11 protein-coding genes, 1 rRNA gene and 3 pseudogenes are annotated in these 16,507 nt (G+C 66.5%); 6 read left to right on the plus strand and 9 right to left on the minus strand.

All coding sequences use genetic code 11. The annotated features are described in order from the left end of the window. Positions 1 to 110 precede the first annotated feature (110 nt). The 4 genes from rrf (at position 111) to ACX80M_RS12845 (ending at position 5,257) form a co-directional block, all read left to right on the plus strand. Positions 111 to 227 (plus strand): 5S ribosomal RNA (gene rrf / locus ACX80M_RS12830). 422 nt (positions 228 to 649) lie between these two features. Continuing rightward, positions 650 to 937: an HU family DNA-binding protein gene (locus ACX80M_RS12835; RefSeq protein WP_056341443.1), complete on the plus strand. Its 288-nt coding sequence runs from the start codon at positions 650 to 652 to the stop codon at positions 935 to 937. A gap of 118 nt (positions 938 to 1,055) precedes the next feature. Next, a complete protein-coding gene (locus tag ACX80M_RS12840; protein WP_459309787.1) occupies positions 1,056 to 3,206 on the plus strand; it encodes a cytochrome c oxidase assembly protein in 2,151 nt (716 codons plus the stop codon). Continuing rightward, entirely contained in the window at positions 3,206 to 5,257 is a 2,052-nt protein-coding gene (locus tag ACX80M_RS12845) for an NHL domain-containing thioredoxin family protein (RefSeq protein WP_459309788.1), read from the plus strand. The genes ACX80M_RS12840 and ACX80M_RS12845 overlap by 1 nt, the downstream gene beginning before the upstream one ends. 257 nt (positions 5,258 to 5,514) lie before the next feature. Here ACX80M_RS12845 and ACX80M_RS12850 read toward each other — a convergent pair whose 3' ends face one another. From ACX80M_RS12850 to ACX80M_RS12865, 4 genes and pseudogenes are all read right to left on the minus strand, one after another. Beyond that, the gene (locus tag ACX80M_RS12850; RefSeq protein ID WP_459309789.1) at positions 5,515 to 6,507 is read right to left on the minus strand and encodes a hypothetical protein; all 993 of its coding nucleotides are present in this window, start codon (positions 6,505 to 6,507) and stop codon (positions 5,515 to 5,517) included. A gap of 130 nt (positions 6,508 to 6,637) precedes the next feature. Continuing rightward, a complete protein-coding gene (locus ACX80M_RS12855) occupies positions 6,638 to 8,374 on the minus strand; it encodes a helicase HerA-like domain-containing protein (protein ID WP_459309790.1) in 1,737 nt (578 codons plus the stop codon). A 4-nt stretch (positions 8,375 to 8,378) separates the two neighbouring features. Beyond that, positions 8,379 to 8,848, minus strand: a pseudogene (locus tag ACX80M_RS12860) (GNAT family N-acetyltransferase). Positions 8,849 to 8,940: 92 nt separating this feature from the next. Next, positions 8,941 to 9,227, minus strand: a pseudogene (locus tag ACX80M_RS12865) (hypothetical protein); the annotation flags it as partial. Here ACX80M_RS12865 and ACX80M_RS12870 point away from each other — a divergent pair. Both ACX80M_RS12870 and ACX80M_RS12875 read left to right on the plus strand, forming a co-directional pair. Further along, positions 9,222 to 10,242: pseudogene (locus ACX80M_RS12870) on the plus strand (LLM class flavin-dependent oxidoreductase); the annotation flags it as partial. The pseudogenes ACX80M_RS12865 and ACX80M_RS12870 overlap by 6 nt on opposite strands. Next, positions 10,239 to 10,400, plus strand: a complete 162-nt coding sequence (locus ACX80M_RS12875) for a hypothetical protein (protein WP_252608026.1) — start codon at positions 10,239 to 10,241, stop codon at positions 10,398 to 10,400. The pseudogene ACX80M_RS12870 and the gene ACX80M_RS12875, both read left to right, overlap by 4 nt. On the opposite strand, the gene ACX80M_RS12880 is transcribed toward ACX80M_RS12875, so the two are convergent. The 5 genes from ACX80M_RS12880 to ACX80M_RS12900 form a co-directional block, all read right to left on the minus strand. Then, positions 10,397 to 11,998: an APC family permease gene (locus ACX80M_RS12880; RefSeq protein ID WP_252599199.1), complete on the minus strand. Its 1,602-nt coding sequence runs from the start codon at positions 11,996 to 11,998 to the stop codon at positions 10,397 to 10,399. The genes ACX80M_RS12875 and ACX80M_RS12880 overlap by 4 nt on opposite strands. Before the next feature lie 90 nt (positions 11,999 to 12,088). Next, positions 12,089 to 13,732 carry a GMC family oxidoreductase gene (locus ACX80M_RS12885; RefSeq protein ID WP_459309791.1) on the minus strand — a complete coding sequence of 548 codons (1,644 nt, stop codon included), beginning with the start codon at positions 13,730 to 13,732 and terminating at the stop codon, positions 12,089 to 12,091. Further along, positions 13,733 to 15,271, minus strand: coding sequence for an aldehyde dehydrogenase family protein (locus ACX80M_RS12890; protein WP_459309792.1), 1,539 nt, complete (start codon positions 15,269 to 15,271; stop codon positions 13,733 to 13,735). Positions 15,272 to 15,347: 76 nt separating this feature from the next. Beyond that, positions 15,348 to 15,941, minus strand: a complete 594-nt coding sequence (locus tag ACX80M_RS12895) for a TetR/AcrR family transcriptional regulator (protein WP_252614300.1) — start codon at positions 15,939 to 15,941, stop codon at positions 15,348 to 15,350. Positions 15,942 to 16,042: 101 nt separating this feature from the next. Then, complete coding sequence (locus ACX80M_RS12900; protein ID WP_459309793.1) at positions 16,043 to 16,483, minus strand: GNAT family N-acetyltransferase; 441 nt, start codon at positions 16,481 to 16,483, stop codon at positions 16,043 to 16,045. Positions 16,484 to 16,507: the final 24 nt, after the last annotated feature.

Raw genomic sequence — 16,507 nt, forward strand, 5'->3', positions numbered from 1 at the left:
AAAAACACAACACAATAACAACACCACACCTGCAACCAAAAGTTGCAGGAGCATGTTGTAACCAGATTTCCCACACACCCCCCTTTTTCGGGTGTGACGGGTCGAAGGGTTACGGCGGTCATAGCGTGGGGGAAACGCCCGGTCCCATTCCGAACCCGGAAGCTAAGACCCACAGCGCCGATGGTACTGCACCCGGGAGGGTGTGGGAGAGTAGGTCACCGCCGGAACATCATTACAGGTCGAGAGCCCCCCAACCACCAGGTTGGGGGGCTCTCCCATGTTAACCACCACACCACAAACACCCCACCAAACGCAGGACTAGCCCGGCACCCCACCGAAAACGCGGCACCCACCACACCCGCCGCCGTCGTGCACCACACAACCCGGCACCCGAAGTGACAGAGCGTCCGGCTGAACGTCGCACGAACTGAGAGAGCATCCGGCGGAACACTCCAGGAACTGCGAGAGCGTCCGCTGAGGGCGCAATTCCCCCGCAATTCCCTGGAAAACCGGTGATTTTAGTCAAAAAATGGCGGAAACACGCGGAATTTGCGGACCTCGGGGGCCCAAGCTGGTAAGTTTTCGAACAGTGGCTTGCACGCATGCCGCGTTCAGGCTCCAGAAATCGTGACCGTCCAGGAGGACATCAATGGCTAAGAACCGTAGTGAACTTGTTTCAGAGGTAGCAGGCAAGGCCGGCACCAGCCAGGCAGCCGTCAACTCCGTCCTCGATGCACTGTTCGAGGTATTCGAGACTTCCGTCGCCGCCGGCGAGAAGATCACCATCCCGGGCTGGCTCGCAGTTGAGCGCACCGACCGTGCAGCACGCACCGGCCGCAACCCGCAGACGGGCGAGACCATCCAGATCGCGGCAGGCCACAGCGTCAAGCTGACCGCCGGCTCCAAGCTGAAGGCTGCAGTCGCCAAGAAGAAGTAGTCTTCTTCAGCAACAGCAGCAAAGGAGCGGCAACCTCAGGGTTGCCGCTCCTTTGCTTTAAGCCGATTCTGCTTTAATCCGATTCGCCGCGCGGGCACCCGTAGCGGACAATGGATAGGTGCCTTCTGCAGCAAAATCCCGTCCCACAGCACCCCAGCCAGGCCCCGACAGGGGCGCCCCGGCCAGGGCTGGCGGCGTCGTGGGGATTTCCCGGCCGTGGCAGCTCGCGGGCCTTGCAGCCCTCTTCCTGGGACTGACGGCGGCACTCCTTTTCTCCGGCGCCGCCGCGGCCCGTGAGGTCTCTGACCCGGGGGCACTGGTCCGCTGGGGGCTTCCCGTCAGCAAGGCCATCCACAACGTGGCACTGGCGACGGTGATCGGCGGACTGATCTTCGCCGTCGGCATCCTCCCCAGAACTGCGGGTCCCCGGTCCCGGACCCACAAAGGCGATGCTCCGGAACATCCGGCGTTCGCCCGGGCCCTGGCCATTGCTGCCGCTGCGGGTGCTGCCTGGACGCTGTCGGCGGTGGCCGTACTGGTCCTTACTTACTCAGACGTTGCGGGCCAGGCCGTCGGCGGGGACGCCGAGTTCACCCGCGCGCTGGTGTACTTCATGACGGACATCGAGACCGGCCGGGCATGGCTGAGCGTGACCATCATCGCGGCCGTGGTGACCACCGCGCTGTTCGGCGTCAGATCCCTGGACGGCCTTGCCCTCACGCTGATCCTGGCGGTGGCCGGGCTGGTTCCCGCCGCCCTGATCGGCCACTCCTCAAGCTCGTCGGACCACGAAGGCGCCATCAACTCCCTGGGCCTGCACCTTGTGGGCGTCAGCGCGTGGGTTGGCGGCATCATCGTCCTGGCGCTGCTGTCCGGAATCCTGACCGGCTCGAAGCCCGGTGCCGCCGCCGACATCACCGAGCCAACGCTGCGGCGGTTCTCTTCACTGGCCGGCTTTGCGTTTGTGCTCGTCTTTGCCTCCGGCGTCATCAATGCAAGCATCCGCATCACCAACTGGGGTGACCTATTTGGTTCCCCCTACGGCCAACTGATCCTCGCGAAGACGGCGGCAACCCTTGTCCTTGGCGGCATCGGTTTGATGCACAGGCAATGGGTCATCCCCCAGCTGGGCCGCAAAGGCTCGGCCATGTCCTCACGCCGCGTCTTGTGGCAGCTCGTGCTCGCGGAACTCATGGTTATGGGAGCCACCTCCGGCGTCGCCGTGGCCCTAAGTCGGTCGGCCCCGCCGCAGCCCACCACGTTTGCGCCGGACGCGTCGCCGGCGTTCATCCTCACCGGCTACGAGCTGCCGCCTGAACTGACGCCGGAACGCTGGCTGACGGAATGGCGCTTTGACTGGCTCTGGGTGGCCGTGGTGCTCTTCGGGCTGGTGGCGTACTTCCTGGGCGTCGCCAAGGTGGTCCGACGCGGCGACAAGTGGCAGTGGTTCCGCGCCGTGAACTGGGTGATCGGCCTCCTGGTGCTGACCTTCATCACGTCAGGGCCGCCGTCGGTCTATGGCAGGATCCTCTTCTCCGCGCACATGGTGGACCACATGGCGCTGACCATGGTGGCCCCCATCTTCCTGGTGCTCGGCGCCCCGGTGACGCTGGCCCTGCGGGCGTTGCCTGCCCGCGGCGACGGCACCCGTGGGGCCCGCGAGTGGCTGCTCGTGTTTATCCACTCCAGGTTCTCCCAACTGGTCACGCACCCCATCTTCGCGGCGGCCAACTTCGCGGGCTCCATCGTGCTGTTCTACTACTCGGACGCGTTCGGCTTCGCCATGCGGGACCACGTGGGCCACGAGCTCATGATCCTGCACTTCTCGCTTACGGGTTACATCTTCATCCTGAGCATGATCGGCACGGATCCGTTGCCCCGCCGCGCTCCGTATCCCATGCGCCTGCTCCTGCTGCTGGCGACCATGGGCTTCCACGCGTTCTTCGGCGTCGCCATCATGGGCGGCACCAGCCTGCTGGCGGCCGACTACTTCGGCAACCTTGGCCGCGCCTGGGGGCCGTCCGCTCTCCTGGACCAGCAAATGGGCGGGGCCGTGGCCTGGGGCATCGGCGAAGTGCCCACGCTCCTGGTGGCCATCGGCGTCGCCATCATGTGGGCCCGCTCCGATGCCCGGGAGTCCAAGCGCACCGATCGGGCGGCCGACAGGAATAACGACGCCGATCTCACTGCTTACAACGATATGTTTGCCAAATTGGCCGAACGCGATGCCAGACTGGCTGAACGCAACTCAAAGCTGGAAGGACGCTGATGAGCGAAACCGTACGCACCCAACTCCGGGTCCGCGCCTCCGAACTGGTGGGCCGCAACTGGCTCAACACCGGCGGCAAATCGCTGGACCTCGAAGCCCTGCGCGGCAAGATCGTGCTGCTCGACTTCTGGACTTTCTGCTGCATCAACTGCCTGCACGTCCTGGATGAGCTGCGCCCGCTCGAGGAACAGTACTCCGACGTCCTGGTCACCGTGGGCGTCCACTCGCCCAAGTTTGAGCACGAAGCAGATCCCGTGGCCCTGGCCGCCGCCGTGGAACGCTACGAGATCCACCACCCCGTCCTGGACGATCCCGAGCTGGAGACCTGGAAGGCGTACACGGCGCGCGCCTGGCCCACTCTGGTGGTCATCGACCCCGAGGGCTACATCGTGGCGCACCTGTCCGGTGAGGGCCACGCTGACGGCCTGGCCGTGCTCATCCCCGAGCTGATCGCCGAGCACGAGGCCAAAGGCACGCTGCACCGCGGTTCCGGCCCGTACGTGGCGCCGGAAGCGACCTCTGGCACGCTGCGCTTCCCCGGGAAGGCTCTGTTCCTGCCCGCCGGGCGCGGTTCCGCCGGACCCGGTTCAGGCGCGCAGGGTTCAGGCGTCCAGGGAACGTCCGACGGCGGGACTCCCGCCGCCGCTGATACCGCCACCGACGGTTCCTGGCTGGTAACCGACACCGGGCACCACCGCCTCGTGGAGCTTGGCACCGACTTCGAGACCGTCCTGGCGACGTTCGGCTTCGGTACCAGGGGCCACGCTGACGGCCCGGCCGCCGCCGTCGACTCCGTCGAGCCGACCGCACGGTTCAACGAGCCGCAGGGCCTCGTGCTGCTTCCGGAAGAGGTGGCAGCGAAGGCGGGCTACGACGTCGTGATTGCCGACTCGGTCAACCACCGCCTCCGGGGACTCTCGCTCACGGACGGCAAGGCCACAACGATTGTTGGCAACGGCGTGCAGCGCCTGCTGGAAACCGGCCCCGCCCGGGTGGACGAGGACGCTGCCGGTTTCACGGGCCAGCTCAGCGAGCACCCGCTGGAGGTGTCCCTCAGCTCGCCGTGGGACGTCGTCTGGTCCACCAAGCTCAACGCCGTGGTGATCGCCATGGCCGGCACGCACCAGATCTTCAGCTTCGAGCCCCTCACCGGCGCCGTGGCAATTATCGCCGGCAACGGACTGGAGGGCCTGCTGGACGGGCCCGCCCACGAAGCCTGGTTCGCGCAGCCCTCCGGCCTGGCCGAGGACGCCGACGGCAACATCTGGGTGGCGGACTCCGAAACCTCCGCCCTCCGCAAGCTGGTCATTGACGACGGCGGCACGGTCACCGTGGAGACCGCCGTGGGCAAGGGCCTGTTCGACTTTGGCTTCCGCGACGGCCCCGCGTCCGAGGCACGCCTCCAGCACCCCCTCGGCGTCACCGTCCTGCCTGACGGATCCATTGCCATCGCGGACACCTACAACGGTGCCGTGCGGCGCTACGACCCCGCCGCCGGGACCGTGTCCACGCTGGCCCGCGGACTCTCGGAACCCTCCGACGTGATTGTGGACCACACGCACGCCGCAGGCTCCGAGCCGCTGCTGGTAGTGGTGGAGGCCAACCAGCACCAGCTGGTCTACGTGCCCATCCCCAAGGAAGCCCAGCAGGTGGACGAGGGCGCCTCGCAGACCCACCGGCCCAAGAGCCCGGTAGCCCCCGGGCTGCTCGAGCTCACCGTGCGTTTCACCGCGCCCACCGGGCAGAAGCTCGACGACCGCTGGGGAGACCCCACGCAGCTGAAGATCTCCTCCACGCCGCCGGAGCTGCTTGTGGCCGGCGGCGGAACCTCGGTGGGGCTGCTCCGCACGCTGGAACTGGCTTCCGACATTCCGGAGGGCGTCCTGCACATCACCGCCCGCGCCGCGGCCTGCGACGGCCCGGAGGACGCGGACGGCGAAATCCCGGACCACGCCGCCTGCCACCTGTACCAGCAGGACTGGGGCATCCCGGTTCTCCTGACGGACGACGGCGACACCGAGTTGGTCCTGGACCTTCGCGGAATGGACTGATCACCGCCGCCGTGGTTTAGATCAAGAGGCTACGGCTTTGCGGCGCCGGCTTGCTGAGCCGGTGTGCAGAGGCTGCCTTCTGTGACCCTCGTGTCACGGGGGGCAGCCTTTTGCGCGCCAAGGCAGCTCCCGGCCGCGGATTTCCGGGGTTAAAGCCGCCGGTCGTGAGGGGGAACCCCGGAAACTCAGGGGCTGGCGCGCCCACCGGTGGCAAAAGCGTGCTGTGCGTGACACGAGGCCCGCCGATAGCCCAGGCGCTAGTAGCTCAGGAGCGGGGTGACCCTGATGGTGTCGCCGGCGACGTCCAGGCGGGTGGTGAAGCTGAAGTCCACCTCTTCGTTGAGCGGGGACCAGACGCCCGTGAAGGAACTCTGCTGGACCGCCTCCACCTTGGCCTTCCCGTCGAGGGGAGCAACCACCCAGCGGCCGCCAAAGGGCTCGATGGATATCTCCGGGTACTCCGTGATGGTCCACTTGATGGTGCCGTCGTCCACGTTGTTGGTGCTGGCGAAGTAGAAGGGGCAGTCCGGCTGCAGCTTTTGCTGCTTCACGGCTTCGGCGGCGCAGGTGTCCAGGAATTCCTTGACCTTCGCGCCCACATCCTTCCGCAGCTGGTCGGTGGCCTCGGTCAGCAGGTTCAACGGAGCCGCCGGGACATCGCGGGATGTCACCGTGGCGCGGGTGGCGGGCGCGGCGAAGTATTCACCGTTCAGGGAGGCTTCGTATTCACCCGGATAGAACACGGCGAACGAATTCCTGCCTTGGGGCATGTTCACCGGGACGCCGTTGAGGTTGGCTTCGCTGGCATTCACCACTGTCAGGCCCACCGTGGGCAGCCGCGACGGCACAAACGCCCACGTATTAAAGAACAGCCATTCCGTGCCGGTCTTCTCCAGCACGAAATCGGTGCGAAGCTTGCTGCCATCGATTGTGTACTGCATGGGCACCATCACCTGGTTGCCTGAGCGTTCCTCCGCCTCGCCGATGCTGACGTTCGCCAGCCGGGAAGTGGCAGTCTGCAGCGCTGTGCCGTCGAGCATGGCGGCGTTGCTGGGCGGCACCGTAGCCCGCAAAAGGCCCAGCGCCTTGCCACCGTCACCCTCGTGGAGGGCGTCCAGATATTCCCGGACAGGCTGCTGTGGACTGGCCACCGTATTGTTCACCACGTTGACCCCAACGATGGCCGCGGCCACGGCAAGCATGAGGCCAAGCAGCCACCCTGCTGCCATCCTCACCAACGCCTGACTCATCTGCACTTCCCTTACGTTACCTGCAAGGCCGCTGAACACAGGTGTTGCCGCCGCCCCGTGTAGCAGGGTGCGGCGGCTTTCCTGACGCCCGACGGCGGGAAGTCCAGGGCGGGACATCGTCCGGTTTTGCCTACCGGCGGCGCCGGGACGAGGTGCCGAAGACGCCGCGGAGCAGCTCCCGGCCAAGCTGCGTGCCCAGGGAACGGACCATACTCTTCAGCCCGCCGCCCAGTGCCCCGCCGAGCGCACCGGCGATGTCGCCCACCATCCCGCCGCCGGCCGGGGCCGCAGGCGCCGGTGCACGCCGCGCGGGCGCATTAGTGTCGGCGCCACGGTCCGGCGCGGGACGGCTGCTGGGCCGGCCCAGGATTTCCTCTTCGATCCTGCGGGCCTCGGCGTCGACGTCGGCCTGCCCTGAACGTGGTTGCCCGGAACCGGCCTGCCCCGGACCTGGCTGCCCGGAAGTCCCCGGAACCGGGGGCTCGCCGGGCGCGGCTCCGCCGGTGGGCGCAGCGGCCTTGCCGGTGAGTTTCTCGTAGGCGGAGACGTTGTCCACGGCGGTCCCGTACTTGGCGAGCAATGCCGACCCGCCCACCGTGCTCTTGATGAGCTCCTCAGTGCTGGGGCCCATGACGGATTCCGGGGCGCGCAGGCGAGTGTGCGCGACCGGCGTCGGGGCGCCCTTCTCATTCATGACGGTAATGACGGCCTCGCCGATCCCCGCGGACGTGAGGGTCTCCTCGAGGTCATAATCGCTCATCGGGAACGTGGACACGGTGGCTTTCAGGGCCTTGGCGTCCTCCGGGGTGAAGGCGCGGAGGGCGTGCTGGATGCGGTTGGCCAGCTGGCCCAGGACGTCGGCGGGGACGTCCTTGGGTGTCTGGGTGACGAAGAAGATCCCCACACCCTTGGAACGGATCAGCCGGACTGTGGTGGTGATGGCGTTCAGGAAGGCCTTGGATGCGCCGTTGAACAGCAGGTGGGCCTCATCGAGGAAGAACACCAGCTTGGGCTTGTCCAGGTCGCCGGCCTCGGGGAGGTCCTCGAACAGGTCCGCCAGCAGCCACATCAGGAAGGTCGAGAACAGCATCGGCTTGGTCTGCAGCGTGGGCAGCTCCAGGCAGGTGATAACGCCGCGCCCGTCCGGGGCGGTCCGGAGCAGCTCGGCGGTGTCGAACTCAGGCTCGCCGAAGAACCGTTCCAGGCCCTGCGCTTCGAGGTTCACCAGTTCGCGGAGGATGACGCCGGCGGTGGCCTTGGACAGGCCGCCCAGTTCCTCCAGCTCGTCCTTGCCCTCGTCCGAGGTGAGGAACTGGATGACCGCGCGGAGGTCCTTGAGGTCGATCAGCTCAAGGTTGTACTTGTCCGCAAAGTGGAAGACCAGCTGCAGGCTGGATTCCTGGGTGTCATTGAGGTCCATCACACGCGAGAGCAGGATGGGGCCAAACGAGGTGATGGTGGCACGGACGGGAATGCCGTTGCCGTCGCTGCCCAGGGCCAGGAACTCCACGGGGAACGTCTTGCCGGCCCAGGCCTGGCCGATGCTGTCGGTGCGGGCCTTCAGCTTCTCGCTGCCGGCGGCCGCCGTGGCCAGGCCGGACAGGTCGCCCTTGATGTCCGCGAGGAACACGGGAACTCCGGCCGCGGACAGCTGCTCGGCCATCATGTGCAGCGTGACGGTCTTGCCGGTGCCGGTGGCGCCGGCTACCAGGCCGTGCCTGTTCATCATGGCCAGCGGCAGGCGGACCTGGGCTTCCTTGTGGAGTTCGCCGTCCACAATTGCGGCTCCCAACTCGATGGTGGCACCTTCCACGGTGTAGCCCTTCTGGATGGTGGCGAGCTTTTCTGCAGTGGTTTTGTTGGCCATGCCGCTAGCTTAGCGGGGCGGCCGGGAGATTCTTCGTGAACGCGAGCGACGTGATGATCTCCGGATCCTGGTCCAGGTCGAACTGCGGCTCATAACCCGAGGCGAGGTACAGGTGCTTTGCTTCAGGCTGGCGCGGACCGGTGGTCAGGAAGACTCGCCGGTAGCCCCGCCGGGCCGCCAGCGCCTCCAGCTCCGCCAGGACGAAGCGGGCGAGGCCGCGGCGGCGGTGCGCCGAGTGGGTCCAGATCCGCTTGAACTCCGCCGTGTCGTTGTTGTACCGGCGGAAAGCTCCGCCGGCTATGGACTCGCCGTTTCCTGGACCACCAGCAGCGCACCGCCCGGTCCCTTGAATTCCGACGCCGGGTAGCGGTTGAGTTCGTCGGCAGCGTCTCCGCGGCCAAAAAGGTCGCCGTAGCGGGAGTCGTATTCCACGGCCAGCTCATCCAGGAGCGGCCGGACCCGCGGATCGTGCATGGGAAGGTTGAGGACGGTCAGCGCGGACCGGTTCAGCGCGGACCTGTTCAGGGCTGCCGGGTTCAGTGCAGCCGGGCTGCCTATGCTGGTTTTCACGCCGCGACGCCCAGGACAGTCCTGGCCAGGGCATCGTTCTCGCGGAACGGGGCGGCATTGGTGCCAGGCCTGGCAAAGGCGCCAGCGCCCCAGCCGGACGTTCCCGCCCCACACCGAAGAGCCGACCGCCCGCCCGGCCGTGCCCGTCCAGCAGCTCGTGCCGGTCCGAGACGAGCAGCTTTCCGGTGGAGTGGATGCCGTCCGCCGTGAGCAGCTGCTGTTCGCTGCCCAGACCGGACAGGTGCAGCGACGCCAGCAGCGGGTTGAGCGACCGGGCCACCGACTCTCGTCCCTCGACCTGATTTCCCGTGGCCGTACCGCGTGGAACATCGTGACCACGGACAACGCCTGGACCGGTGCCAACTTCCGGCGCGGGGGATACCTGGACCACGCCGACCGTTACAGGCACGCTGAAGCATTCGTGGAGACGGCTAAGCGCATCTGGGATTCCTGGGAAACTGCGGAGGGACCGCGGGCCGTGTGCTCCATGAAGGGCAGCACTACACCGTGGACGTGACGCCCCGGCTGCCTCGAAGTGCGCAGTACCGGCCCGCGCTCTTCCAGGCAGGCGACTCCCCGGAAGGCCGCGACTTTGCTGCCCGCCAGGCGGATGTCATCTTTTCGGCCCACCCGAAGTTTGATGCTGCCGTCGAGTTCCGCAAGGACCTCGTGGCACGCTCGCTGAACGCGGGCCGCGGAGCCAACGCGGTACAGATCATGCCGGCCAGCGAATTCATCCTGGCACCCACAGCTGACGAGGCTGCGGCGAAGAAGGAATGGGTGCGCAGCCTGCAAATCGGTCCGCAGCAGGCCGTGGCTTACCTGGAGCAGTTCTGGGGCCGCGAGCTGTCGGCATACGATCCGGACGGGCCGTTCCCGGAGATTGATCCAGTGGTGGAGGAAACCTCCGAAACCCGCGGCAGCGGCTTCCACGGCGCCAAAGCCCGGCAGCTGGCGGACCAGTGGCGGGCAGAGGCCAACGACAAGGGCCTCTCCATCCGCCAGTTCGTCACCTCCCGCACAGCCCGCGTGGACGCCACACCTTCACGGGTTCGTACTCCGCGGTGGCGGACCAGCTGGCTGAATATGCACGGGTCGGCGCGGTGGACGGCTTCAACATCTCGCCGTGGCTGATCCCGTCCGGCCTGGATGACATCGTGAACCACCTGGTGCCGGAATTGCAGGAACGCGGCGTCTACCCGACGGAGTATCGGGGCAGCACCCTGCGTGAAAACCTGGGCCTGGCAACTCCCGCGCGCACTGCTGACGAAGCTGCTGAAGCGGCCCGCGCTTTATGAGCGCGGACCGCCCCGGCGGCTTGTGGCAGCGCCTGTGGGGGACGGTGCGCTGCAGCTACATTGGGGTGTTCGACGGCGGCTGCGCTGGGGACGGTGCCGCCGTGCCCGACGGTGGCGCGGTCAGACTGCAGCTGACGGTGTGGGAGCAGCGCCTCTAAGGTACTTTGGCGTCCGCCACACCGGTTTCAGCCGATGATAACTGCAGGGCGGAGCCCGACGACGGATGGGCTGCTACGGCCGCGGCGTGCTCGGCCAGCACGCCCGTTTGGTGGCGGATCTTCAGCCGGTACAGCAGGGCCCCGCCGCCGGCGACCGCTGCCACGAAGATCACCCCGCCCCACTGCAGGTACCACTCGAACGGCGGCACCGAGTTGTAAATCTCCTGGCGCGGCCACACCAGGTTCAGTGTCATGGCACCGCCCCACAGGACCGCGAGGATGTTCACAGGCAGTCCCCACTTGCCCAGGCTGAATCCGGGTTCGGAGCCGTCGTCGGCAAGCGGCCACTTCTTCAGGAGCCGGTTGCGCAGCATCGGAAAGGTGACCAGCAGGTAGGACAGGTAAATCAGGACGATGCTGATGCTGGAGAGGATGGTGAAGATGGCCGGCTGCATTACGTTGACCAGTAGCGGGATGACGGCCATGATCCCGACCACGATGGCAGCGACAGTGGGGGTCCTGCGGACCGGATCCACTTTGCTGAGCTGCCGGCTGAACGGCAGGTTGTTGTCTCTGGCCATGGCGAACATCATGCGGATGGCGGCAGCATGGACGGCCAGGGTGCAGACCACCACGGCCACTACGATGCAGGCGAGGAAGGCCTTGCCGAAGGGGCCTCCAAGCACGGAGAGCACCAGATACTGCAGGCCGCCGTCGGCCGCCCCGAGCTTGGGGTCAGCCAGGTCCGGGGCTGCCAGGATGCTAAAGAGCAGAATCAGGCCGCCCAGCACGAAGGATGCCGTGATGGCGCGCAGGATGGCCTTGGGTGCCGTGCGTTTGGGGTCCTTCGTTTCTTCACCCAGGGAGCTGGCGGTGTCGAAGCCGTACATAACGTAGCCGGAGGCCATGGCGCCGATCAGGAACACACCGAAGAAGCCGAGGTCGTGGCCTTCCCCGAAGCCGGCGGTGTCGAAGAAGACCTCAGGCCCCCGCACTACGTGCCACCCCAGCGCCAGGATCAGCAGCACGGCCGCGGTCAGCTCAACAAAGACGCCGATGCTGTTGATCCTGGTCATCAGCTTCACGCCGAAGGCGTTAATGAGCGTGGAGATGGAAATCATGATGCTCGCCAGCAGCACGCCGTTGAGGGCGAAGTCGTAGGTGCCCGTTCCGTCACCGATGATCTGGAAGCCGGACCAGAGCTGCGGAAGGGTGAGCTGCAGGGCCAGGGCCACGGCGCCGAGCGCCACGATGGACGAGATGAGCAGCAGCCAGCCCGCCAGCCAGGACCAGGTCCCGGAGGTGAGCCGCTTGGCCCAGTTGTACACCGATCCGGCCACCGGGTACCGGCCCGCCAGCTCGGCGAAACACAGGGCCACCGTCAGCTGGCCTGCGAAGACGAGGGGCCAGGACCACGCGTACGCCGGGCCAGCCATGGAAAAGCCAAAGTAGAACAGTTGAAAAACACCAGTGAGGATGGAGATGTAGCTGACACCTGCCGCGAAGCTGGCAAACTTGCCGATGCTCCGGTCCAGGGTCTGCGTATAACCAAACTCGTCCATGCCGCTTGAATCAATACTCTTGCTGGGTTCCGCCATGTGGACTCCTAAATCAGAAAAGCACGATAGTGATGACCGGCCGGCCGTGGCGCATGGAAGGTCGATGCCCTGCCGCCGGGACCTTGCCGCTTAGGCGAGGGACGCGGTGAGCTCCATTTCTCCTGAGGTCATGGTTTCGCCGGACCGGCTGTCGCGGATGAGGTCCGCACAGCGTTCGCCGATCATCATGACGGTGATGTTGGGGTTGACGGTGACGTGTTCCGGCATGACGGAGGCATCCGCGACGCGCAGGCCGGTGACGCCTTTGACCCGTAATTCCGGATCGAGGGGCGACATGTCGTCGTCGGCCGGGCCCATCCGGACGGTGCCGACGGGATGGTACACGGTGTTGTGCGTCTTGCGGATGTAGTCCCGCAGTTCCTCGTCCGTCTGCGCCTCGATGCCGGGTGAAAGCTCGCGTCCGGTCCACTCCGCCATGGCGGGCTGCGCGGCGATTTCGCGGGCCTTGCGGATGCCGGCCACCATGACGCGCATGTCGTGGCCGTCCGGGTCCGTGAAGTAGCGCGGGTCCACCTTGGGCTTGTCGCGGAAGTCGCGGCTGCGCAGCCGGACGGTGCCTCGGGAGCGGGCGTGCGTGACGTTCGGGGTGAGGCTGAAGCCGTTTTCCGTGGTGGGATAGCCGTGCCGCAGGGTGTTCATGTCGAACGGGACGGAGCCGTAGTGCATCATCAGGTCCGGGCGGTCCAGGCCGTCCTCGGTGGGGGTAAAGATGCCGATTTCCCACCATTGCGTCGAAGCCTCCACCATCGGCTGCCTGGCCTCGAACTGCACCACGCCTTCGGGGTGGTCCTGCAGGTGCTCGCCCACGCCGGGGGAGTCAACCAGGACCTCGATGCCGTGTTCGACGAGGTGTGCTGTGGGGCCGATGCCGGAGAGCAGCAGCAGCTTGGGCGAGTCGATGGCGCCGGTGGACAGGATGACTTCCCGGCGCGCGGAGAGGCGATGGGTCCGGCCGAACGCGGAGTCCACCACGTCCACTCCGGTGCAGCGCTTGTGCTCGTCGAACACCAACTGGCGGGCGCGCAGGCCCGTCAGCAGGGTGAAGTTTTCGCGCTCCATGATGGGGTGGATATAGGAGACGGAGCTGGAGGAGCGGGTGCCGTCCGCCCTGCGGTTGATCTGGAAAAAGTTGGCGCCGTTGATGACAGTGGTCCCGGTGTTGAACTTCGCACGCGGAATGCCGGTCTGCTCGCAGGCATCCAAAAGCGCGACGCCGGCAGGATCCACCGGGGGCACGTTCATCAGGTGCACGGGGCCTGAGTCCCCGTGGTGCGGCGCGTCCGGGCCGGCGTCCTCGTTGGTCTCCAGCCGCTGGTAGAGCGGCCAGGCGGTTTCAGCGGTCCAGCCGGTGGCGCCGTATTTGGATTCCCACTCGTCCAGATCTTCGCGCGGGGCCCAGAAGGCGATGCAGGAGTTGTGGCTGGAGCAGCCGCCCATGACCTTTGCCCGGGCGTGGCGCATAAAGGAGTTGCCGTTCTCCTGCGGTTCCACCGGGTAGTCCCAGTCATAGCCGGATTCCAGCAGTTCCATCCAGCGGTCCAGCTGCAGGATCTCGGGAAGGTTCCGGTCATCCGGGCCGGCCTCCACCAAGGCAACGGACACGTCCGGATCCTCGCTCAGCCGCGCGGCGACTGCGGCCCCCGCGGATCCGCCGCCGACGACGATGTAGTCGAACCCGCGCTCGCTGAGGTTCTCGACGTTGTCTGTATGCATCTAGTTCTCCTTCCCGTGGTCAGCGAACCAGCCGGTCACCTGGGGGCTGGTGTTCTGGTAGATGTGCTTTGCTTCCTGGTACTCGGCCAGGCCTGTCGGACCGAGTTCGCGGCCGACGCCGGACTGGCCGAAGCCTCCCCACTCGGCCTGGGGCAGGTAGGGGTGGTAGTCGTTGATCCAGACCGTCCCGTGCCGCAGCCTGGAAGCCACGCGCTGCGCCTTGCCGGCGTCCTGGGTCCAGACCGCGCCTGCCAGCCCGTAGATGGTGTCGTTGGCCGTGGCGACGGCCTCCTCCTCGGTGCGGAAGGTCTCGACGGTCACCACCGGACCGAACGCTTCATCCACGACGACGGACATCCCGCGCTGCACGCGGTCCAGGACCGTGGGCTGGTAGTAGAAACCGGCGTCGTACTGCTGCCCTTCAGGGGCCGCGCCGCCACACCGCAGCCGCGCGCCCTCCTGTATGCCGCGCTGGACGTAGGCATCAACCTTGTCCCGGTGAGCCCCGGAGATCAGCGGCCCGGTTTCGGCGTCGTCATCAAACGGCCCTCCGATACGGATTTCCCGCGCACGGCGGACCAGCTCATCGACGAAGCGCTCGGCGATTGATTCCTCCACCACCAGCCGCGCCCCGGCGGAGCAGACCTGCCCGGAGTGGACGAAGGCCCCGTTCAGGGCGTTGTCGACGGCGGCGTCGAAGTCCGCGTCGGCAAACACCACGTTGGGGTTCTTACCGCCGAGCTCCAGCGCCACCTTTTTCACGGTGCCGGCGGCGGCCGCGGCGATGCGCTTGCCGGTTTCCAGTCCGCCGGTGAAGGAGACCAGGTCGACGGCGGGGTGTTCGGAGAGCGGTGCCCCCGCCTCCGCGCCGGGTCCGGTCACGAGGTTGGCGACGCCGTCCGGCAGGCCGAGGTCCTGCAGCAGCTGCATGGCCAGGATGGCGGTGGACGGCGTCAGCTCGGACGGCTTAAGAACGAAGGTGCAGCCGGCGGCCAGAGCGGGTGCGATCTTCCAGGCTGCCTGGAGCAGGGGATAGTTCCATGGCGTGATCAGGCCGCAGACGCCCACGGGTTCGTAGACGATCTTGCTGACGACGGCGGGGTCCCCGGCGTCGACCACACGGCCCGCCTGCTGCCCGGCCAGCCGTCCGAAATACTCGAAGCAGGCGGCGATGTCGTCGATGTCGATGCGGCTTTCGGCTATCCGCTTCCCGGTGTCCAGTGACTCGGCGCGGGCGAACTTTTCCCGGCGTTCGCGCAGTTCCGCGGCGACCTTAAGCAGGAAAGTGCCGCGCTCGGGTGCCGGCACCGAAGCCCAGACGCCGGAGTCGAAAGCCGCCCGGGCCGCAGCGATGGCACGCTCGGCATCTTCCCGGCCGGCCTCGGACACTGTGGCGGCCAGCTCGCCGTCGGCGGGGTTGCGGATTTCGCGGACAGCGCCGGAGACGGCCGGCTCCCATGCACCGTTGATGAACAGGGTGGATGCTGTTTCAGTTTTTTTGGTTTGGGGGACGTCCCGAAGGGGTGTGGCGTAAGTCATACGAAGGACAGTAATGCAGATTGAACGACTGTTCAATACTTTTATTGAACAGTCGTTCAATGCTACGTAGCAGGGCTTACTCCTGCAGGGGCGCGAAGGCTATTTGCTCTGTGCGGGCAATGCTTCGCTGGATGGAGGCCTCATCAACGCCGAGAAGGGCCGTCAGCCACATGCCGTTTTGGATGACGACAATGTCAGCCGCCCGCTCCCTGCATGTCTCCCATGACAGACCCGTTTGGGCATTGGAAACCAGTGCAGCGAGGCCGTCGAGATACCGGTCGAAGGCCTCGGCGTTGATCTGTGCATAGCCCTCGTCCGCTTGGGCGAGGGCCCAAAGATGCAGGCGCAGGGACAGGTAGCGGGTGGTCAGCAGGTCAGCGGCTGCCACCCGCCGCAGGGCCTTGCGCAGTTGTTCGTCCGGGGCCGACGAGGGGTCAGGTGCGACCAGCCTAAGGTCGTGCTCGTCCACCCGGTGCAGGGCCGCCCGGATCAGGCTCAATTTGTCGTCGTAGTAGTAGTTCACCAGGCCGAGCGCGACGCCAGCTTCGCGGGCCACGGCCCGCATGCTCACACCCGAAATCCCATGGCGGGACAGCAGATCCAGCGCCGCCTCGAGAATGCGCGACTGCCTGTCGATCTGTTCGCCGGAGTTCACGGTATTTGTCCCCATCTGGCCAGACTATTGCCAAACCCGCCGTTAGTGCATTTTCCAGATCAGGCGGACCACATCGTCAACCACCTAGACCCGGAACTCCAGGAACGCGGCATCTGTTAAGAGGCCGGTGCCACCATAAATACGTCCACAGCGTCCTCCGATTCCACCGCAAAGCCGTGTCGCTCATACAGCCGCCGGGCGGCACTTCCCTGGAGGACGTTCAGGCGGAAGGGACGGTGGTCCTGGGGCGCGTCCATGGCCTGCCGGAGCACGGCGCCGCCGAGGCCCTTTCCCTGATGCTCCGGGGCCAGGTAAAAGTGTTCGATCCACTGCGCGTCGGGCTCCGGGCAGACAGCAATCACGCCCGCATTCTGCCCAGCCACCTCGACGACGAAGGTGTGCTCCGGCTGGAACCCGTTCAGGAAGCGCTCGCGGACGCGGACCGGGTCAAAGCGGCCCAGCCGCTCAAGGTCCGGACGCATCACGACGGCGCGGAGGTCGGCGATCCACGGGCCGTCAGTATCGAGGCCGGGGCGGAGCTTGTAGGAGTGGGGCATTCCACTATTCAACGGGGCGCGTCG

The sequence above is a fragment of the Pseudarthrobacter sp. MDT1-22 genome, from assembly GCF_054511035.1.